The organism is Bradyrhizobium sp. MV1.5 (assembly GCF_055807615.1).
In genome coordinates this window covers 89,621-109,460 of the sequence record NZ_JBVVPL010000004.1, presented here as the reverse complement: position 1 = coordinate 109,460, position 19,840 = coordinate 89,621, and the positions used below count along the sequence as shown (strand labels likewise).

General features: G+C 63.9%; 18 protein-coding genes. 10 read left to right on the top strand and 8 right to left on the bottom strand.

The window, feature by feature from the left end:
• Positions 1–79 precede the first annotated feature (79 nt).
• The 3 genes from AC0L2J_RS05510 (at position 80) to AC0L2J_RS05500 (ending at position 3,302) form a co-directional block, all read left to right on the top strand.
• Positions 80–1,888 (top strand): PHA/PHB synthase family protein, encoded by a 1,809-nt coding sequence (locus AC0L2J_RS05510; RefSeq protein ID WP_473387704.1) that lies wholly within the window; start codon positions 80–82, stop codon positions 1,886–1,888.
• A gap of 65 nt (positions 1,889–1,953) precedes the next feature.
• Positions 1,954–2,352, top strand: coding sequence for an MAPEG family protein (locus AC0L2J_RS05505; protein WP_007609879.1), 399 nt, complete (start codon positions 1,954–1,956; stop codon positions 2,350–2,352).
• Positions 2,353–2,534: 182 nt separating this feature from the next.
• Positions 2,535–3,302: an outer membrane protein gene (locus AC0L2J_RS05500; RefSeq protein WP_007609877.1), complete on the top strand. Its 768-nt coding sequence runs from the start codon at positions 2,535–2,537 to the stop codon at positions 3,300–3,302.
• A 171-nt stretch (positions 3,303–3,473) separates the two neighbouring features.
• Here AC0L2J_RS05500 and AC0L2J_RS05495 read toward each other — a convergent pair whose 3' ends face one another.
• The 5 genes from AC0L2J_RS05495 to AC0L2J_RS05475 form a co-directional block, all read right to left on the bottom strand.
• Positions 3,474–4,061, bottom strand: a complete 588-nt coding sequence (locus tag AC0L2J_RS05495; RefSeq protein WP_473387702.1) for a class I SAM-dependent methyltransferase — start codon at positions 4,059–4,061, stop codon at positions 3,474–3,476.
• Positions 4,062–4,075: 14 nt separating this feature from the next.
• The gene (gene argC / locus AC0L2J_RS05490; RefSeq protein ID WP_473387700.1) at positions 4,076–5,122 is read right to left on the bottom strand and encodes an N-acetyl-gamma-glutamyl-phosphate reductase; all 1,047 of its coding nucleotides are present in this window, start codon (positions 5,120–5,122) and stop codon (positions 4,076–4,078) included.
• Positions 5,123–5,215: 93 nt separating this feature from the next.
• The gene (gene argC, locus AC0L2J_RS05485) at positions 5,216–6,214 is read right to left on the bottom strand and encodes an N-acetyl-gamma-glutamyl-phosphate reductase (RefSeq protein WP_473387698.1); all 999 of its coding nucleotides are present in this window, start codon (positions 6,212–6,214) and stop codon (positions 5,216–5,218) included.
• On the bottom strand, positions 6,211–6,879 hold the full coding sequence (locus AC0L2J_RS05480; RefSeq protein ID WP_473387695.1) for an FMN-binding negative transcriptional regulator: 669 nt from the start codon (positions 6,877–6,879) through the stop codon (positions 6,211–6,213). The genes argC (AC0L2J_RS05485) and AC0L2J_RS05480 overlap by 4 nt, the downstream gene beginning before the upstream one ends.
• A 223-nt stretch (positions 6,880–7,102) precedes the next feature.
• Positions 7,103–7,633: a DedA family protein gene (locus AC0L2J_RS05475; protein WP_007609868.1), complete on the bottom strand. Its 531-nt coding sequence runs from the start codon at positions 7,631–7,633 to the stop codon at positions 7,103–7,105.
• A gap of 274 nt (positions 7,634–7,907) precedes the next feature.
• On the opposite strand from AC0L2J_RS05475, the gene parE reads away from it, so the two are divergent.
• The 4 genes from parE to AC0L2J_RS05455 all read left to right on the top strand — a co-directional run bounded on the left by parE (position 7,908) and on the right by AC0L2J_RS05455 (position 12,423).
• Complete coding sequence (gene parE / locus AC0L2J_RS05470) at positions 7,908–9,950, top strand: DNA topoisomerase IV subunit B (protein ID WP_473387694.1); 2,043 nt, start codon at positions 7,908–7,910, stop codon at positions 9,948–9,950.
• A gap of 479 nt (positions 9,951–10,429) precedes the next feature.
• On the top strand, positions 10,430–11,215 hold the full coding sequence (locus tag AC0L2J_RS05465) for an outer membrane protein (RefSeq protein WP_473387692.1): 786 nt from the start codon (positions 10,430–10,432) through the stop codon (positions 11,213–11,215).
• Positions 11,216–11,445: 230 nt separating this feature from the next.
• Positions 11,446–11,631, top strand: a complete 186-nt coding sequence (locus AC0L2J_RS05460) for a hypothetical protein (protein ID WP_007609848.1) — start codon at positions 11,446–11,448, stop codon at positions 11,629–11,631.
• A gap of 21 nt (positions 11,632–11,652) precedes the next feature.
• Positions 11,653–12,423, top strand: coding sequence for an SDR family NAD(P)-dependent oxidoreductase (locus AC0L2J_RS05455; RefSeq protein ID WP_063992535.1), 771 nt, complete (start codon positions 11,653–11,655; stop codon positions 12,421–12,423).
• Between the two features lie 109 nt (positions 12,424–12,532).
• On the opposite strand, the gene AC0L2J_RS05450 is transcribed toward AC0L2J_RS05455, so the two are convergent.
• Both AC0L2J_RS05450 and AC0L2J_RS05445 read right to left on the bottom strand, forming a co-directional pair.
• Complete coding sequence (locus AC0L2J_RS05450) at positions 12,533–13,303, bottom strand: outer membrane protein (RefSeq protein ID WP_063992536.1); 771 nt, start codon at positions 13,301–13,303, stop codon at positions 12,533–12,535.
• 179 nt (positions 13,304–13,482) lie between these two features.
• Complete coding sequence (locus AC0L2J_RS05445; RefSeq protein ID WP_473387688.1) at positions 13,483–14,739, bottom strand: FAD-dependent oxidoreductase; 1,257 nt, start codon at positions 14,737–14,739, stop codon at positions 13,483–13,485.
• Between the two features lie 119 nt (positions 14,740–14,858).
• On the opposite strand from AC0L2J_RS05445, the gene AC0L2J_RS05440 reads away from it, so the two are divergent.
• Positions 14,859–14,993, top strand: coding sequence for a hypothetical protein (locus tag AC0L2J_RS05440; RefSeq protein WP_007591544.1), 135 nt, complete (start codon positions 14,859–14,861; stop codon positions 14,991–14,993).
• Between the two features lie 142 nt (positions 14,994–15,135).
• On the opposite strand, the gene AC0L2J_RS05435 is transcribed toward AC0L2J_RS05440, so the two are convergent.
• The gene (locus AC0L2J_RS05435; protein ID WP_063992537.1) at positions 15,136–16,650 is read right to left on the bottom strand and encodes a caspase family protein; all 1,515 of its coding nucleotides are present in this window, start codon (positions 16,648–16,650) and stop codon (positions 15,136–15,138) included.
• A 209-nt stretch (positions 16,651–16,859) separates the two neighbouring features.
• Here AC0L2J_RS05435 and AC0L2J_RS05430 point away from each other — a divergent pair, with 209 nt between their 5' ends.
• Both AC0L2J_RS05430 and AC0L2J_RS05425 read left to right on the top strand, forming a co-directional pair.
• Complete coding sequence (locus AC0L2J_RS05430; protein WP_473387685.1) at positions 16,860–17,825, top strand: helix-turn-helix transcriptional regulator; 966 nt, start codon at positions 16,860–16,862, stop codon at positions 17,823–17,825.
• 298 nt (positions 17,826–18,123) lie between these two features.
• Positions 18,124–19,686: a DEAD/DEAH box helicase gene (locus AC0L2J_RS05425; protein WP_473387683.1), complete on the top strand. Its 1,563-nt coding sequence runs from the start codon at positions 18,124–18,126 to the stop codon at positions 19,684–19,686.
• Positions 19,687–19,840: the final 154 nt, after the last annotated feature.

Genomic DNA, 19,840 nt, shown 5'->3' with positions numbered 1-19,840 from the left:
CACATCTTCGAGAGTGTTTAACGCCAAACATGCGAGCTTCGCGGTGACGAATACGGAATGAATCGTTACTGTTCTGCTCATGAGCATGGCCACCACCGATACGCCCAAACCCGAGACGAAGTTCGATGCGGAAGCCTTCGCGATGAATGTCGCGCGGGCGATGGAAAGCGGCGGCAAGGCGCTCGCCGCGTACCTGAAGCCGCGCGAGAGCGGCGAGGTGCAGGATCGGCCGCCGGCCGAGCTTGCGGAGGTCGTCAAGACTTTCACCGCCGTCGCCGAATACTGGCTGTCTGATACGTCGCGGTCCTCCGAGCTCCAGACCAAGCTCGCCAAGGACTATCTCGACCTCTGGGGCTCGGCGGCGCGCCGCATGGCCGGTCAGGACGCACCGCCCGCGATCGCGCCGTCGCCGCGCGACAAGCGCTTTGCCGATCCGGAATGGAAGTCGAACCAGTTCTTCGATTTCATGATGCAGCTTTACCTGCTCACGACCAAATTTGCGCAGGAGCTTGTGCGGGACGCCGAGGGGCTCGATCCGCAGACCCGCCGCAAGGCCGAGTTCTACGTCCAGCAGCTCACCAACGCGATGTCGCCCTCCAACTTCGTGCTGACCAACCCGGAAGTGCTGCGCGCGACGGTGGCCAGCAGCGGCGAAAATCTCGCGCGCGGGCTGAAGATGCTGGCCGAGGACATCGCCGCCGGCAAGGGCACGCTGAAGATCCGTCAATCCGATCCTGACAATCTCGTCGTCGGCGTGAACATGGCGACGACGCCGGGCAAGGTGATCTACCAGAACGAGATGATGCAGCTGATCCAGTATGCGCCGGCGACGGAGAACGTGCTGCGCACGCCGCTCCTGATCATCCCGCCCTGGATCAACAAGTTCTACATCCTCGACCTCAAGCCGGAGAAATCCTACATCAAGTGGTGCGTCGATCAGGGCATCACCGTGTTCGTGATCTCATGGGTCAATCCCGACAAGCGGCTAGGTGCCAAGAGCTGGGAAGACTACATGAAGGAAGGCCCGCTCACGGCGATGGACGTGATCGAGAAGGTCACCGGCGAGATGAAAGTGCACACCGCCGGCTATTGCGTCGGCGGCACCATGCTCGCGACCACGCTGGCCTGGCTCGCCGAGAAGCGCCGCCAGCGCGTGGCGTCCGCGACGTTCTTCGCGGCACAGGTCGACTTCACCCATGCCGGTGATTTGCTCGTGTTCGTCGACGAGGAGCAGATCGCATCCCTCGAGCAGGACATGAAGGCGGCGGGCGTGCTCGAAGGCTCGAAGATGGCGATGGCCTTCAACATGCTGCGCTCCAACGATTTGATCTGGTCCTATGTCGTCAGCAATTACCTCAAGGGCCAGCAGCCGAGCGCGTTCGACCTGCTGCACTGGAATTCCGACGCGACGCGCATGACCGCGTCGAACCATTCGTACTATCTGCGCAATTGCTATCTTGAGAACCGGCTCTCGACCGGCACGTTGGTGCTGGACAACACCTTGCTCGATCTCTCCAAGGTCATGGTACCGATCTACAATCTAGCAACCCGCGAGGACCATATCGCGCCGGCGGAATCGGTGCTGTACGGCTCCCAGTTCTTCGGCGGCCCGGTGAAATACGTGCTGTCCGGCTCGGGCCACATCGCCGGCGTGGTCAATCCGCCCGCCTCGAACAAATACCAGTACTGGACCAACGACAACGTCAAGTCCGCCAACGTCGCCGAGTGGATGAAAGGCGCGGTCGAGCACAAGGGCTCGTGGTGGCCGGACTGGCGGCAATGGCTGGGCGCGCTCGATCCCGAGGAAGTCCCGGCCCGCACGGTCGGCAGCGATGCGTTTCCCCCGATCGAGGACGCGCCCGGCAGCTATGTCAGGGTTCGCGCATAGCAGAATCTTCCGCGCTTTCGTATAAGCTCCACGCCTGCGGCAGAAATTGATGAGGGGACCGGGTTATGACGCGTGAATTGTTCTGGCTGACACTGACGGTGGTCCTGACCGGAATCCTCTGGATTCCCTACACCATCAACCGCTGCCAGATTCGCGGTCTCGGTGGCGCGATGGCCAATCCCTCGCGCACCGACAAGCCGCAGTCGGAATGGGCGAACCGCCTCATGTTCGCGCATGACAACGCCGTCGAGAACCTCGTGCTGTTCGCGCCGCTGGTGCTGATCCTGAACGCGATCGACTATTCCTCGAAATGGACGGTGCTTGCCTGCGCCGTCTATTTCTGGTCGCGCGTCGCGCATCTGATCGTCTATGCGATGGGCATCCCCGTCTTCCGCACCCTGGCCTTCACCGTCGGCTTCATCGCGCAGGCCGTGCTGGCCGTCGCGATCTTCAAGGTGGTTTGATCGCAGCTCCGATGGCTTAGCGGCTGCAACAAAGGGGTAAAATCCTCGAAAGCCTGCCTCGGCTGCTGGTGTTGCCGAAGGATGACAGTGCGACAAAAATAGGAATGCCTTCCGTGGGCTGACGCGAAGGGTCGTCTATCCACAGGTATATTTGGTCATCGCATTGATGATTCGGGGCAGATATGAATTGGAAGATTGCATCCGCGCTCGCCGGACTCTCGCTCGCAGCCGTCACCACCCAGGCCAGTGCCGCCGATCTCGCCGCACGTCCCTACACCAAGGCGCCGCCGATGATCGCGGCGATCTATGATTGGAGCGGCTTCTACATTGGCGCCAACGGCGGCTATGGCTCGTCACGCAATTGCTGGGACCAGACGGTTGGTTTTGCCGCCGGCGTTGCGGAAGGCTGCCATGACGCGACGGGCGCCGTCGCCGGCGGCCAGATCGGATATCGCTGGCAGAGCAGCGCCTTCGTGTTCGGCCTTGAAGCGCAGGGCGACTGGGCGGATCTCTCCGGCCGGAACGCCAGCGCCGTGGCCGGCGTCGCGAACCGCACCCGTGTCGATGCTTTCGGCCTGTTCACCGGCCAGGTCGGCTACGCCTGGAATAACGCACTGCTTTACGTGAAGGGCGGCGCCGCCGTCACCCGCAACCGCTACCGCGGCATCGGAACGGGCGGTCTGGCCGGAGCCGAGTTCGACGGTGCCGACGACACCCGCTGGGGCGGTACGGTCGGCGTCGGCATCGAATACGGCTTCGCCCCGAACTGGTCGGTCGGCCTCGAATACGACCATCTGTTCATGGGCCGCCACGACGTCACGCTCACTTCCAACGGCGCGCTGACGCCGGTCGGCACGTTCTCACGCACCGACCGCATCGGCCAGGACGTCGATTTGATCACCGCCCGCATCAACTACAAATTCGGCGGCCCGATCATCGCGAAGTACTGAGAAGGCGCCCTCGCAGCCGTCATGCCCGGGCTGGTCGCGCCTGCGCGGCCGAAGCCGCTTCGGTGAGGCCAAGGCCACGGACATACACGGTCTCACTCGACCGCGGCGGTGGGCTTCATCGAGCTGGCCGTCGTGATCTTCAAGGTGGTTTGAGATCCTCGTCGTTTTAGATCAGGCCTTGCGAACGACGAGATGCAGCATGTTCGCCGGCGTCTCGTCAAAGCTCCGGATCACGTTCCTGTCCGACGACAGCGTGATCCATGGACCCGCGCTGGCGTAGGTCGCCTCGAGCCATTCTGGCGACGCATAATTGTAGTAACGCCCGAGGCTGTCCCGGCCGTCGCCCTCGCCCATCTTGTAGCTGGCATAGAACACGCCTGACGGCCTGAGCGCGCGATGAATCCGCGCCAGGATGCCGGCGAGCTCGTCGCGCGGTACGTGCAGGAGACAGGCGCTGGCCCAGACGCCGTCATAGGCCTCGTGCGCGTCAAGCTGGTCGAATCGCATCGCCTCGACGGCATGACCGAGCCGCTGCGACGCGATCTCGGCCATTTCAGGCGAGCCGTCGGTGGCGCGCACCGAAAAACCCTCGGCCAGCATCACCGCCGAATGATTGCCGGCGCCACAGCCGAGCTCGAGGATCGAGCCGCCGGACGGCAGCAGAGCGAGAAAGCAGCGCAGCCGCGTCGAAGGCGCCTTCGCCCAGTCCGCATAGGACCGGGCGTTGCTCCGATAGAATTGCAGAGTCCCTTCGTCCACGGCGACCACTCCGATCAGGGAAACAGCGCGATCTGCTCCAATCCAGCGATCTCGGGAAATCCGAACATCAGGTTCATGTTCTGGATCGCCTGACCGGCCGAGCCCTTCACCAGATTATCGAGCACCGAAATCACGATGGCGCGGTTCTTGATCCGGTCGGCGATGACTCCGATCTGGACATAGTTCGAACCGCGTACGTTCTGGGTCTGCGGCAGCACGCCCTTCTTGACGACATGCACGAAGGGCTCGTTTGCGTAGGCTTGCTCGAGCGCGGCCCGCAAATCGTCCGGCGTCGCGCCGTCGAGCTTGACGTAGGACGTGCAGAGTTCGCCCCGCGACATCGGTATGAGATGCGGCGTGAAATTGACGGTCACGCTCGCGCCCGCCGCGACGCCGATCTCTTGTTCGATCTCCGGCGCATGCCGGTGCGTGCCGACCGAATACGGCGAAATCCCCTCGCCCGCCTCGCTGAACAGCGTGTTCTGCTTCAGGCCGCGTCCGGCACCGGTGACGCCTGATTTGGCGTCGATCAGGATGTCATCGACGTCGATCAGTTTTGCTTTCGCCAGCGGCACCAGCGCCAACAGCGCTGCCGTGGGATAGCAGCCGGGACAGGCGACCAGCCGCGCCGCGGTAATCTTCTCCCGATAGAATTCGGTCAGGCCGTAGACGGCTTCGCCCTGCAGCTCGAGCGCCTGATGTTCGTGACCGTACCAATGGGCGTAGGTTTCCTTGTCGCGCAGCCGGAAATCGGCGGACATGTCGAGGACCTTGATCTTCGGGTTGGCCTTCAGCACGGCCGCGATGATCTGCTGCGTGGTGCCGTGCGGCAGCCCGCAGAACACCGCGTCGAGCTTGGTCCAGTCGACCTTTTCCCATTCCACGAGTTGGGGCAAATCCAGCATGAAGAAATGCGGAAACACCTCGCTCATGGCCTTGCCGGCGTGGGTGTTGGCGGTGAGTGCCGTGATTTCCGCATTCGGATGCCGCGCCAGCAGGCGCACCGCATCGGCCCCGGTGTAACCGGAGGCGCCGAGAATGCCGATTTTCTTCGAACTCATCACACGTTCCTTTCAGGCGTCGCTGGATCGTCTTGCCGGAGTAGAAAGTTGCAGCGTCGCTTCGTGACTGGTCTCGCGGGCAACGCTCATCGGCTACTCGTCGGCAAGACCCAGCATCAGCCGCATGTTCTGCACGGCCGCGCCGGACGCGCCCTTGCCGAGATTGTCGAGCCGGGCGACCAGCACCGCCTGGTGGTATTTGTCGCTGGCGAAGACGTAGAGCTCGAGCATGTTGGTCTCGTTGAGCGCTTCCGGCTCGAGCTTGCCGCCCTTGGTCGCCTCGTTCTGCAACGGCATCGCCGAGACGTATTTCGAGCCGGCGTAACGCTTTGCCAGCGCCGCCTGGAGATCGGCGCCGCTGGGCTTGCCGGGCAGCGAGTCGAGCTGGAGCGGCACCGACACCAGCATGCCCTGCCGGTAGTTGCCGACCGACGGGATGAAGATCGGCCGCCGCGCCAGGTTCGAATAGAGCTGCATCTCCGGCAGATGCTTGTGCTCGAAGCCGAGGCCGTAGAGTTCGAAGGACGGCGCGCTGCCGTCCTCGAAACTCGCGATCATGGACTTGCCGCCGCCGGAATAGCCGCTCACCGCATTGACGTTGACGGGATAGTCCGCCGGCAGCAGGCCGGCATCGACGATCGGTCGCAGCAGCGCGATCGCGCCGGTCGGATAGCAGCCGGGATTGGAGACCTTCTTCGCAGCCTTGATCTTGCCGGCCTGATCCGGCGTCAGTTCCGGAAAGCCATAGGCCCAGTCGGGCGCGACCCGGTACGCGGTCGAGGCATCCAGCACCTTCGGGCCCGACGGCCCCATGCTGTCGATGAGCGCAACCGTTTCCCTGGCAGCATCGTCCGGCAGGCAGAGGATGACGAGATCAACCTCCTCCATCAGCGCCTTCTTGGCTGCGGGATCCTTGCGCTTGTCGTCGGCAATCGTCTTCACGACCACGTCGCTCTGCAGCTTCAGCCGCTCGTTGATGCCGAGCCCGGTGGTGCCGGAGCCGCCGTCGACGAAGACCGTGGCGGGCTTTGTCGCAGCGCCCGTCTTCGGGGCATTTTTGGTGTCAACGAGGCTGGCTTCAGAAAAGGTCATGGCGCGCTCCTTTCGAGCATGTTGGTTTCGGATGCGAAGGCCTCCGGCCTTACGTCCTGCATCAGTTGCGCGATCTCCCTGGCGTCGGCATGGGCTTGCGCGCCAAGCGCATTGGCGATCGCCGTATAGTCGGCGTCGGACTTGTGCTGGTTGAGCTTGAAGCTGGCTTCGACCTCCTCAACCGTCATGACCAGACCCACGATCGCCTTCTTCAGCGCCTCGAGCCGCCCGGCCGTCATCTTGGCCGACGTCCACGGCTTCTTCGGCAACAGCCAGCTCTCGAACTTGTCGCTGAGCGTATCGATTTGCTCGGCCAGTTCACCATCCGACAACAACCGCACCGGCCCGGTCAGATGGACCGACTGGTACAGCCAGGTCGGCACCTGATCCGGCGAGACGTACCAGTCCGGCGACACGTAGGCATCGGGACCGTTGACCGCGAGCAGCCAGGAGGTCGTCCCGTCCGCAAGCTTTAGCAGCGGATTGTGACGGGCGACATGAAAGGCAGCCTGCGGCGTGCCGTCCGCGGCATAGGTCAAATAGAACGGCAGCGGCGAGGCGACCGGCTTGTGGCCGTCGAACGCGCACATGGTGCCGAAGCCGCGCGTGTCGGCGAATTTCAGGCTCGCGGCGCGGTCCTGCTTGAAAAAGGGTGGCGTGTACATCGTAGTCTCCTGCTGGCCTCCTTGGTGGCCGCCGGATCAGATCGCACTGACAGGAGAGAGAATGCCGCGGATCGGATCCAGCGGCAAAGACGATGATCTCAAACGCGATCGACCGCCCAAACCGCAAAGCTGCGGCGGCGGCGACGGGCGAACAAAATGGTCGCGGCGTTGATCATGGCGCGGGGCTATAGGGCCAGTTGCGGTTCGCGTCAAGGTTCGGACGTCACACCACCCGCCAGATCCATTCCATGATCTTCGCGATCACGTCTCCGAACAGCAGCAGCGCCGCCGACCAGATCAGCGCCGAGACGAAATTGGCGGCCTGGAAGCTCCAATAGGGCATCTCGAAAATGCCGGCCGCAAGCGGCACGGAGGCACGCAAGGGGCCGAAGAAGCGGCCGATGAAGATGCTCGGCACGCCCCAGCTGCGCACGAAAGCCTCACCCCTGGGCAGGAGTTCCGGATAGCGCGAGAGCGGCCACATCTGGGCGACCTTCTCCTTGTAGCGATAGCCGAACCAATACGAGACCCAGTCGCCCAGCGCCGCGCCGATGCCGCCAGCGATCCAGACCGGATAGAAGCTGATGCCACTCGCGCCGATCAGCGCGCCGATCGCGACCAACGCGCCCCAAGCCGGGATCAGCAGCGAGATGAAGGCAAGCGACTCCCCGAAGGCGAGCATGAACACGATGGGAGCTGCCCATGTCTGGTGAGCGCGCACGAAATCAGCGAGCCCGTGCGCAAACTGCTCCATTCAAAAATAGCCTTTCCGCCCTGCCCGAAGGTGCTGCTCGATGAAAAGGACTGGTAAGCCAAGGACTTGTGTGACATCAAGTCACAAAGTCCGGTCCAGGCTGGACCGGACCGTCAAATTGCCGGGATTTGATAGGGCTGCGGCGTAAAATCGCCGGGATTGGCTCCCAACCACACCGCCCGACCCGCCCTGCGATAACCTTTCCAGGCGAGAAGTGGCATAGTCGCGCCAACCGATTCGCCGCTCATGCGGCCCTCAAAACGCATAAAGATATATGTCCAAGCAGTTGAAACCCAAAGCAAAAGACGATTTTTTCGGCGGCGATGAGCCGAAGCCTCGTCCCGGCAAGGCAGCCCCGCGCGCGGGCGGCGCCGAGGCCGACTACACTGCCGCCGACATCGAGGTGCTCGAAGGTCTGGAACCGGTGCGCCGCCGGCCCGGCATGTATATCGGCGGCACCGACGAGAAGGCGCTGCATCACCTCTTCGCCGAGGTCATCGACAACTCGATGGACGAGGCGCTGGCGGGGCATGCGACCTTCATCGGAGTCGAGTTGAGCGCGGACGGCTTTTTGACCGTCACAGACAACGGCCGCGGCATCCCGATCGATCCGCATCCAAAATTCCCGAAGAAGTCGGCGCTCGAAGTCATCATGTGCACACTGCACTCGGGCGGCAAGTTCGACTCCAAGGTCTACGAGACCTCGGGCGGCCTGCACGGCGTCGGCATATCCGTGGTGAACGCCCTCTCCTCGCTGCTCGAGGTCGAGGTCGCGCGCAGCCAGAAACTCTACCGCATGACGTTCGAGCGCGGGCACCCGAAGGGCAAGCTCGAGGATCTCGGCAAGATCAACAACCGCCGCGGAACTCGCGTGCGCTTCAAGCCGGACACCGACATCTTCGGTGCCAAGGCCGTGTTCAAGCCGCAGCGCCTGTTCAAGATGACGCGTTCGAAGGCGTATCTGTTCGGTGGTGTCGAGATCCGCTGGAATTGCGCGCCCGAACTGCTCAAGGGCGTCGACGACGTGCCGGCGGAGGCCACGTTCCACTTTCCTGGCGGCCTCAAGGATTATCTGGCGGCCGCGATTCATGCCGACACGCTGGTGCATCCCGACATATTCTCCGGCAAGTCGGGCCGCAACGGCGCGCATGGCGCCTGCGAATGGGCCGTTGCCTGGACCGCGGATGCCGACGGCTTCCTGTCTTCCTACACCAACACCGTGCCGACGCCCGACGGCGGCACGCACGAATCCGGCCTGCGCAGCGCGCTGTTGCGCGGTCTGAAGGATCACGCCGAGCGCGTCGGCCAAGGCAAGCGCGCGTCGTCCATTACGTCTGAAGACGTGATGGTGGGTGCTGCCGTGATGCTCTCGGTGTTCGTGCGCGAACCTGAATTCCAGGGCCAGACCAAGGACCGTCTCGCCACCGCCGAAGCGCAGCGCATCGTCGAACAGGCGATGAAGGACCCGTTCGACCATTGGCTGTCGGGCAACCCGAACCAGGCCAACAGGCTGCTCGACTTCGTGATCGACCGCGCCGAGGAGCGGCTGCGCCGCCGGCAAGAGAAGGAGACCGCGCGCAAGACGGCCGGCAAGAAGCTGCGCCTGCCCGGGAAGCTCGCCGATTGCAGCGATGCCGGCCTGGACGGCTCGGAACTCTTCATCGTCGAGGGAGACTCGGCCGGCGGCAGCGCCAAGCAGGCGCGCGACCGCAAGACCCAGGCCGTGCTGCCGCTGCGCGGCAAGATCCTCAACGTCGCGTCCGCCGGCAAGGACAAGTTGACGGCGAACACGCAGCTCGCCGACCTCGTGCAGGCGATCGGCTGCGGCATGCTCGCGCAGTATCGCGAGGAGGATCTGCGCTATCAGCGCATCATCATCATGACCGACGCCGATGTCGACGGTGCCCACATCGCTTCGCTGCTGATCACCTTCTTCTACCGCCAGATGCGCCCGCTGATCGACCAGGGCCACCTCTTCCTCGCAGTGCCGCCGCTCTACAAGCTGACCAACGGCACGAAGTCTGTCTACGCCCGCGATGACGCGCACAAGGCAGCGCTGATCAAGAGCGAGTTCAACGCCAACGCCAAGGTCGAGGTCAATCGCTTCAAAGGCCTCGGCGAAATGATGCCGGCGCAGCTCAAGGAAACCACCATGGATCCGGCCAAGCGGACCATGCTGAAAGTGGTTCTGCTCGCCGACGACCGCGACACCACGGCGGATTCGGTGGAGCGCCTGATGGGCACCAAGGCCGAAGCGCGCTTCGCGTTCATCTCGGACAAGGCCGAATTCGCCAATGACGATTTGCTGGACGTCTGATCCGCAGGCGCTGCCCGGTCGTATCCCATCCTGAGCCCCGGCATGAAGCCCGGGGCTCTTTTGTTTTTGGGACGACAACCGCTCTTTCCCCGCCGATCCTGCCCGCCGATCTTGCCCGACCACCCGGCCAACGGTCGGCCTCGACTTCGCTGATTCCGGCCTCGTCGCATCGCGACTCGGCCAACGACTCACCCAGCCAGGCTGATGCAGGATTGCCTCCATATCGGACAAAGCCGGATTTGCTAACGAGAAGCTACCAAAACACAGATCGCAAAATTCTGAATAACGCATTGATAATGCAGGCATATTGTATATTTCGACAACGACGCTCAGAATCCCCGCCGTGCGGCGTTTCCCGGCGACTGTGCCTGCTCTGCAACAGCATTTCGGAGAGAAGCAGGTATAGTCCGGAACATCAGATCACACGGACTTCAGTGCGCTCGCGCCTGCCAGACAGACCAAAGCTTGGGGATTTTAAGATGAAGAAGATTTTGCTCGCACTGACCGCGGTTGCCGCGATGACCGGTTCGGCCTCGGCCGCTGACCTTGGCGCCCGTCCCTACGTGAAGGCCCCGATGGCAGCTCCCGTCGCCAGCTGGACCGGCTTCTACCTCTTCGGCGGCGCCGGCGGCGGCATCTCGGCCTCTGACCAGACCATTCTTTCGACCCCGACGGGCCTGCCCCTGACGATCGCACAGCGCCAGGGCGCTTCGGGCTGGTTCGGCACCGTCGGTCTCGGCTACGACTGGCAGTTCAGCGGCACCTGGGTTGCCGGCGTGTTCGCCGATGGCCAGTTCGGCAGCATCAGCGGCACCGTTCAGGATCCGATCCTGGGCCTCACCGGCAAGCAGAAGCTGGAAGACTCCTGGGCCGCCGGTGTGCGCCTCGGCTGGCTGGTTGCCCCGAATGTTCTCTCCTATGTCAACGGCGGTTACTCGGGCGCCCATTTCGGCAGCACGAACTTCACGAACCTGGGCGGCGTTGCATCTGGCGTGCATCTCAACGGCTATAACCGCAACGGCTGGTTCATCGGCGGCGGTGTCGAGAACAACCTGAACATCTTCGGCATCCAGTCACCCGGCTGGTTCATGAAGACCGAGTATCGTTCGGCCTTCTACGGTGCGAAGACCCGGGACGAGATCTCCGACGCCACCAACCTGCCGACCGGCATCAACAGCATCCGCGCCAACAGCTGGAACCAGACGATCTCCACCTCGCTGGTCTACCGCTTCAACTGGACCGGTCCGGTCGTCGCGAAGTACTGATCCGAACGCAAGTTCAGACGTCAAAGCCCCGGCATCGTCCGGGGCTTTTTCGTTTGGGGTGATGAAGAGCCCAAGCCGGCCTTCGGCAATCCGAACGCTCGCCTCGGTCCTCGTCCCTAACCATTGTATCCCCATCGAAGCCCGCTACTGTGTAGGCCAAGCTTTCGTGAGCGCAGACGTCATTGACGGACCGCGTGTCACGACAGAAGCAGACCAATGGGGAGGAATGCATGCGCAGATTCCTGCTGATCGCAGGCCTGTTTGCCCTTGCCGTCGGGCTGCTCTGGATCGGACAGGGCACGGGCACCGTTGCGTGGCCGCGATCGAGCTTCATGGTCAACCAGTTGCAATGGGCCGGCTATGGCGCAGCCATGGCCGGCTTCGGGCTGGTGCTGATCTGGCAGAGCAACCAATAGAAGAAACCAGGGAATAGCAGCATGACATCCAGTCGGTTCGATCTCCGCGGCAAGGTTGCGATCGTCACGGGAGGCAATGGTGGCATCGGGCTCGGCATGGCCCGTGGCCTCGCCGACGCCGGCGCCAACATCGCCGTGGTCGGACGCAACGAAACCAAATCCGCCGCCGCCGTTGCCGATCTCAGCCAACGCGGCGTGAAGGCGATCAGTGTTCCCACCGACGTCACCGACAAGGCGGCCATCGCCGCAATGGTCGAGCGTGTCGTCGGTGATCTCGGCCGCATCGACATCCTCATCAACAATGCCGGCATGAGCATCCGCAAGCCGCCGCACGAGCTCGAGCTCGACGAGTGGAATACGGTGATCAACACCAACCTCACCAGCGCCTTCCTGTGCTCGAAGCTGGCCTATCCGGCGCTGAAGGCGTCCGGCAACGGCAAGGTGATCAACATCGGCTCGATGATGTCGATCTTCGGCGCGAGCTTCGCAACGGCCTATGCGGCGAGCAAGGGCGGCATCGTTCAGTATACGCGCGCCTGCGCCAATGCGTGGGCGCCCGACAACATCCAGGTCAATGCCATCCTGCCGGGCTGGATCGACACCGACCTGACCCGCGGTGCGCGGCAGCAGGTATCAGGATTGCACGAGCGGGTGCTGGCACGCACGCCTGCGGGGCGGTGGGGCGACATCGACGACTTCGCCGGCATCACGGTGTTCCTTGCCTCGTCCGCCTCCAACTTCGTCACCGGCACCGCGATCCCCGTCGACGGCGGGTTCTCGGTGATGGCATAGGCGTACACGAATAAATCTGCACACAAAAAAGAAGCCCCGGACAATGCCGGGGCTTTAAAATTTGGGCAGTGATCGTCTTTTATGGCTGCTTGGTCGTTCGTTGACCCACTCAGTAGCGGGCGATGACAGGCGCGTCGAACTTGTAGCTGGCGCGCACGACGGCCCACTGGAGGTCGCGCGGCTTGGCATCGAAGCTGTAATTGCCCGACGTGCCGCCAAGTTGATAGGTCTGGCTGGCGAAGGCCGCGTAATTGTACTCGAGGCCGACGATCCAGTTGCGGGTGATGCCGTATTCCCAGCCGGCACCGATGGTCCAGCCGTTGGCCCAATGGGTCTGGCCGCCAGAACCAGTGGCCACGCCGACGGTATCGGTGACCGACAGACGGTTGTTCACGCCGGCATAGCCGCCCTTGATGTAGAACAGGTTGTTCTGCACGGCGAAGCCCGCACGACCGACGACGGTCGCAAGCACATTGGCGCGCCAGGAGAACACGTCGTCACCCGCGCCGAACGCGGTGTTCAAGAACGAGCCCTTGTTGTCGAGGCCCGAGATCGTGCCTTCCATACCGAACACGTAGTTGTTGGCCTGCCAATTGTAGCCGATCTGGGCGCCGCCCAGGATGCCGGAGTTGCGCTGACGGTAGCCCTGGCCCGGGGTCAGATCGCCGAACGGCGCACCGGTCCCGTTGTTGATGAACTGCTCGTTGGTCCATGCGCCGCCGATGTGGCCGCCGACATAGAAGCCGGTCCAGTTGAACATCGACTCCATATAGGCCGGCGCCTTTGTGTAGGGCCGTGCACCGAGATCGGCGGCGGAAGCGGCGCCGGTCGAAACCAGAGCGGTCGTGCAGGCGAAGGCGGCAATCAACTTGTTACGCATGGTACACCCCGTGTCCTTTGATGGGTGCACGCTCACACGCAGGTCTTACTCAAATTTGAATCAAGACAGTTAAGATGTCGGATCGGCAAGCAGCGCGCCTTCAATCCGTTTGCGCTGTTGCACGCAGGCAACGCGTCGAGCGCGATTTAACACCGCGTTATCCCTACCGAGTCCTTGCGCTACGATGCCGACGCAGCCTTCGACTGCACGTGCTCGGGCCGGACGCCAAGGGCGAGCAGGCGCGCCGGAATGCCCTGGAGCCACGGCAGCGCGGTGATGAGGCGCAGGACCAGCGGCACCTTCAGCGGCCGGTCGCCGCCCTGCAAGGCGCCGCTGATGATGTTGTTCTGCACGACCATCTGCATTCGCTGCGTCATCTTCACCGGGAATTCGCGGCGACGGCGCACGGCATCGAGTTCGTTCTCCGACGGGCAGCCGCGCTGCAGCTTGTCCGCCAGCAGGTTTGCGGTCGCGACCGCATCCTGCACGGCGAGATTGACGCCGACGCCGCCGACCGGCGACATCGCATGTGCGGCGTCGCCGATGAGAAGCAGGCCCGGCCGCGTCCAGCGCGGCAGGCGGTTGATCGCGACGGTGAGCAGCTTGACGTCGTCGAAACTCTTCACATCGGCAATGCCGCCCTTCAGGATCGGCGCCATGCGGACGACGTCGTCGAGCAGCGCCTGCAATCCCCTCGCCTTCACCGCGTTGTATTGTCCCTTGGCGATGACATAGGCGCACTGCCAGTAGTCACCGCGGTCGAAGGTGATCATCATCTTGCCGGGCTCGACGCGCGCGAACAGGTTCTCGGTTTCGTTCGCCTTGCGTCCGACGCGGAACCACAGCACGTCCATTGGCGCGCCGATCTCCTCGACCTCGAGGCCGGAATGCTGGCGCACGGTCGAATGCCGGCCGTCACAGGCGATGGTGAGATCGGCTTCGATGTCCACGATGCCGTCAGGCGTCTTCGCCTGCACGCCGGCGATGGTCTCGCCGTGGCGGATCAGATCGACCGCCTCGGTGTTCATCATCACCTTCAGCGAGGCGAAACGCTGGCCGGCCTCGCGCAGGAAATTCAGGAAATCCCATTGCGGCATGAAGGCGATGAAGGGGTACTTGGTGCGGAGGCGGCTGAGATCGGCGATGCGAACGGGGGTACCGCCGAACAGGCCGTCCATCTTCTGCAAGCGCTGATGCGGCAGCTTCAGGAATCCGTCGATCAGGCCGAGCTCGTCCATCACCTGGAGCGTCGAGGGATGCACGGTGTCGCCGCGGAAGTCGCGGAAGAAATCCGCATGCTTCTCCAGCACCACGACATCGATGCCGGCGCGCCCCAGGAGATAGCCGAGCATCATGCCCGCCGGTCCGCCGCCCACGATGCAACACCGCACTTTCAGCGAGGCGCCTTGGGGATGCTGCGACGTATCGGGTTTCACGGCCGGGTCCTCATTCGAGAGGTAAGCTTTCTGTGCGGTGCAGCAAGCAAGATTCATTTGCCGCAGTTGTGAATGGCCGTTAGCCTTGCCGCCAATTCCGACTCATTGAGGAAATTGCAGTGCAGACAATCCTCATACTGCTCGGCGTCTGGATCCTGATCAACGTGCTTTTCGTCTTGATCATGATCGCACCGCGCAGGCCGCCGCTTGCGCCGGTGCGCATCGAGCAGAACGGCTATCCGTACGAGGAGTAGGAGCAGCTCCTGCTGCGCCGCGTCATCGCCTCGACCGCGATGGGCGCGTTCTTCTCGCTGACTCCGCCCTTGATCGAGGCCGTCAAGCGCTTCATCAGGAAGCGCCGCGAATGGCTGCGGCGGACGCGGCCTGCTCGACACCTCAGTTGTTGCTGCGGTTCGCGCTGCGGAAGCTCTTGATCTCCGACACGCTGCCGTCGCGATAGGTCAGCTCCACCGAGATGAACTGCGTTGCCGGCGCGAGCTTCATGTAGAGCGGCATGCCGGCGCTGATCGCGCTGGGATCGCGCATGTCGCAGCCCGGCATCTTCAACACCTGGTTCGGAACGGCGGTGTCGATGCCGATGCGCACCTCGCGGATGGCGCAGCGATAGGACACGAGGTGCGTGTAGTAGACCAGCAGCCCGTTGAACTCGCGGAATGACAGCCAGCTCGTCGCGGTCATGTCGAGGATCTTGCGCTGGTCGCGGATCAGCGCGGCCTCGGGATCGAACCTGATCGGGAACGGGCCCTGCATGTCACCGGACTGGTCGACATAGCGGACCTCGATGGTGCCGGCCTGCGCGTCCGGCGGCAATTCGATCGACGGGTTCGGCATCCTCTTGCGCGTACGCGGGTCGAGCGTATCGATGAAGCCGGTTTCGCGGAAATCGCCATTGCCGGCCATGCGCCAGGAAACGCCGAGCGTCGGATCGGCAAAGGAGAACACCACGCTCCAGCCGCCATTGTGGCGCGAGAAGCTCGCGATCGGCGCGTTGGTGGTCTCCTCCTTCGGCACGCGCGGCACCGAGACCGGTGGCAGCGCCGCGAGCTTCTGCGCCGGTGGGTCGGCCGGGCGCGCGGCGGCATCCTTGGCGATGCCGCTGAGAAAGACGTCGTCGACCATCTGATCGAAATAGACCGGCACCTGCCTGTGCTTGACGGTGTCGGCCATCTCGCTGACGAGACGGCGCGTACGCTGCGCCACTTGCACCAGGTTCTCGCCGGGCTGGAGCAGCTCCTTGGCGAAGGTGCGCGTGAACACTGAATTGGGATTGGCGTCGTCGTTCGAGAGGCGGTCGAGCGCGGTCTGGCGCGGGCCGGCCGAGAAGACCGAGAACACGCCTTCGGGCAGCTGCACCATCGGGGCAAGCCCGCCACCACCGGAGACGGCGCGGGTACCCTTGCGCTCGAACGGGTTGTTGCGGCAGGCGTCGAACACCAGGATCGAGGTTCGCGCCTTCTTGTTCTGGAGGCGCTCGACGATGCGATCTGCCAGGATGGAGGCGTCACGCACCAGCTCTTCCTGCCCTTCCGTCGCCGCCGGCACGTCCGTCGGCAGCAGATAGTTCTGGCCAGCAATCTCGAAGCCGTGGCCGGCATAGAAGAAGAACGCGGTGTCGCCGGGCTCGATCGTCCGATCGAACGCGAGCAGCGTCTCCGAAAATTGCTGCCGGCTCTGGTTTTCGGCGACCATCACCGCGAAGCCGAGCTGCTTCAGCGTATCGCCCATGGTGCGCGCGTCGTTGACCGCCTTGAGCAGCTTCGGAACGTTCCTGTAGTCATTGTTGCCGACGACGAGCGCAACGCGCTTCTCGGCACAGGCGGGAAGCGCGAAACCGCTGAGGCCCGCCGCGAGGCCAAGCGCTGCCAGTACTCTGAAAAGCCGACGCGTCATCGAAAATCCCTCAAGAACGGCCCCACGCCGGTTCCCTCGAACAGCGGTTCATGGGAACCGCGTCGTTGATGTGATAGTCGGCCCAGCCACATCGCTGGTTCAACAGCCCTGAGGACTCAGGTCTGTCGTCCAGCTATGGTAGATGCCACCGGAATTTGCTTTTTCTCGGTCAATTCTTGTGGGCAATTCCGCTGGAAGTGGGGGCCGCTGTGTATTGTTGGTGCACCGACGAGGTCGAGCCGCACGACCGCTTCGACTTTTGGCGCGAGGTGCGCGCCAAGGGCCTGTTCGGTGTTACCGTCGAACTCGAGCGCGAACGCCGCGCCAACTTCTTCGGCGAATTCTCGCTGCGCCAGCTTGGCGGAGCCGGCCTGGTCGAGCTAAAGGCCTCCCATTACACGGTCGAGCGCAGCATGACCGACATCGCTGACGCGCCGGGCGACAGCCTCTGCCTCTATCAGCAGCTCGGCAGCGGCGCCTGGTTCGGCGGCATGCGCGGCAGCGACTTCACGATCGCCAATGGCAGCTTCGCGACCAGCCATACCGACCAGCCCTATCGCGCGGCACCGCTGGGCGCGGGAGGCTTCCACCTGCGGATCCTGAAGATTCCCTTGAGCGGCCTCTCCACGCAGGACAAGCGCATGCGCGAGCTTGCGCCTCGGACGTTCGACGATCCCGGATTGAAGCCCCTGCTCGACGCCTGCTTCGCCGATCTCGGCGAGGTTGCCGCGGGTGATGACGGCGCCGCCGATGCCGCTTCCCTCGTCGAGGCTTTAGCCCATCTGGCGCTGATCGAGCGCGGCATCGTGCGGCCCGGCAGCCGCCTCGGGCAGGCCGCGCTGCGGACCGCCCGGCTCTCGCACGCACGGCGCCTGATCGCGCGTCACCTGCAAGACCCAAATCTGGCGCCGACCATGGTGGCCGACCTGCTCGGCGTCTCCGTGCGTCACCTGCATATGTTGTTCGAAGGCGCCGCCAGGAGTTTCTCGCAAACCGTGACCGACGAACGCCTGAACCAGAGCCGCCGCTTGATGCGCGAAGCCCCGGACCGGTTGATCGCCGACATCGCGACCTCCTGCGGCTTCGACAGCCTCGCGACCTATTACCGGGTCTTCAATGCCGCCTACGGGATGGCCCCCGGCGACTTCCGCGCGCAGGGGCCGGAGGGGCGTTAGCCGACGTTTGGGCAGCACCGGCCGATCGCACGATTGGGCGGAAAACTGCAGCCTCGCCCGCTATTTGGGCGAAAACCTCAGGTTTTTTAGGGCCTTCCCGCGCCTGCTCCATTGACTTTGGCCGATTCCCGCCTATGTTCCGTGGCGACGCGGCTCAGATCGAAGAGCGATTCCTGAGCCTGGCGCTTTGTTCGCGTGAGTCAGCACCCCCAGCTTCTTTGAGAGCGCGCCGTTTCGGGGTGGAACGCGACAGCCTTATTACCCTCGATTCCGAACGGCGGTTTCGACCAGAGGCTCAATGTCTTTTACCCATCTCGGACTATCCGAAAAAGTCCTCGCCGCAGTGGCGGCCACCGGTTACACCACCCCCACCCCCATTCAGGAACAGGCGATCCCTCACGTCCTCGCTCGCAAGGACGTGCTCGGCATCGCCCAGACCGGCACCGGCAAGACCGCGGCCTTCGTGCTGCCGATGCTCACCATTCTCGAGAAGGGCCGCGCCCGGGCGCGCATGCCGCGCACCCTGATCCTAGAGCCGACCCGCGAACTCGCGGCGCAGGTGAAGGAAAACTTCGACCGCTACGGCGCGGGCCAGAAACTCAACGTCGCCCTCCTGATCGGCGGCGTTTCCTTCGGCGACCAGGATGCCAAGCTGACGCGCGGCGTCGATGTCCTGATCGCCACTCCCGGCCGCCTGCTCGACCACACGGAGCGCGGCGGCCTGCTGCTCACCGGTGTCGAGCTGCTCGTCATCGACGAAGCCGACCGCATGCTGGACATGGGCTTCATTCCCGACATCGAGCGCGTCTGCAAGCTGGTCCCGTTCACGCGGCAGACCCTGTTCTTCACGGCGACCATGCCGCCGGAGATCCGCCGCATCACCGAAACCTTCCTGCACAATCCGCAGAAGGTCGAGGTATCGAAGCCCGCCACCACCGCTGTGACCGTTACGCAGTGTCAGGTCCCGGCCGGGCGCGAGGCGCACGAGAAGCGCGAGCTGCTTCGCCGATTGCTGCGCGAGGCCAAGGATCTCCAGAACGCGATCATCTTCTGCAATCGCAAACGCGAGGTCGCCGTCGTTCACAAATCGCTGCAAAAGCACGGCTTCAGCGTCGGCGCGCTCCACGGCGACATGGACCAGTCGGCCCGCACGGCGGCACTCGAGCAGTTCCGCAAGGGCGAGCTGCCCCTGCTGGTCGCATCCGACGTCGCCGCCCGCGGCCTCGACATCCCCGAGGTCAGCCACGTCTTCAATTTCGACGTTCCCCACCATCCCGACGATTATGTCCACCGCGTCGGCCGCACCGGTCGCGCAGGCCGGTCCGGCATGGCGATCTCGCTCGTCACGCCGCTCGACCAGAAGTCGATGGTGGCGATCGAGAAGCTGATCGGCCAGACCATTCCGCGCGCCGAAGGCGATTTCGAAATCCGCGCCGATGCTTCCGATGCGAGCGAGCGTCCGCGCGAGCAGCGCGGCCGTGAACGTTCACGCGGCGGTCGCGGCAAGCCGCAGCGCGGTCGCGAGCGCAGCCACGAGCCGCGCGAACCGCGTGGCGAGGCACAGCCTTCAGCCGAAGCACGGTCCGCTCCCGAGGCAAGGCCCGCTTCCGAAGCAAGGCCCGCGCGCGAGGCCAGGCCTTCGCGTGAAGCAAGACCTCCGCGTGAAGCCAGGCCGCCGCGCGAAGCCAAGCCATCATCCGAGCCGCGTGACGGTGCGCGCCAGCAGCCCAATCCGTCGCATGTGCCGTCGATCGGCCGTCCCGAGCCGCGCCGTCAACGCGAGGCCGACAGCGAGCCGGGCGACCACTCGCATCTGCCGGCCTTTCTGCTGCGGCCGGTTCGCTCCCCCGCCGGTGCCTGAAGCGCGGTGCGCGCCCGGCTTTGGTTTAATAAAGCCGGCGCGCACTTTTTCGGATGCATTCGTGGACGTATATTTACGGGGCGTTCACGATCGTCCGTTAGCCTACGAACATAATTTAAGTATTGCTGCGGTCGACGGCGCGCCGATCGTTGTG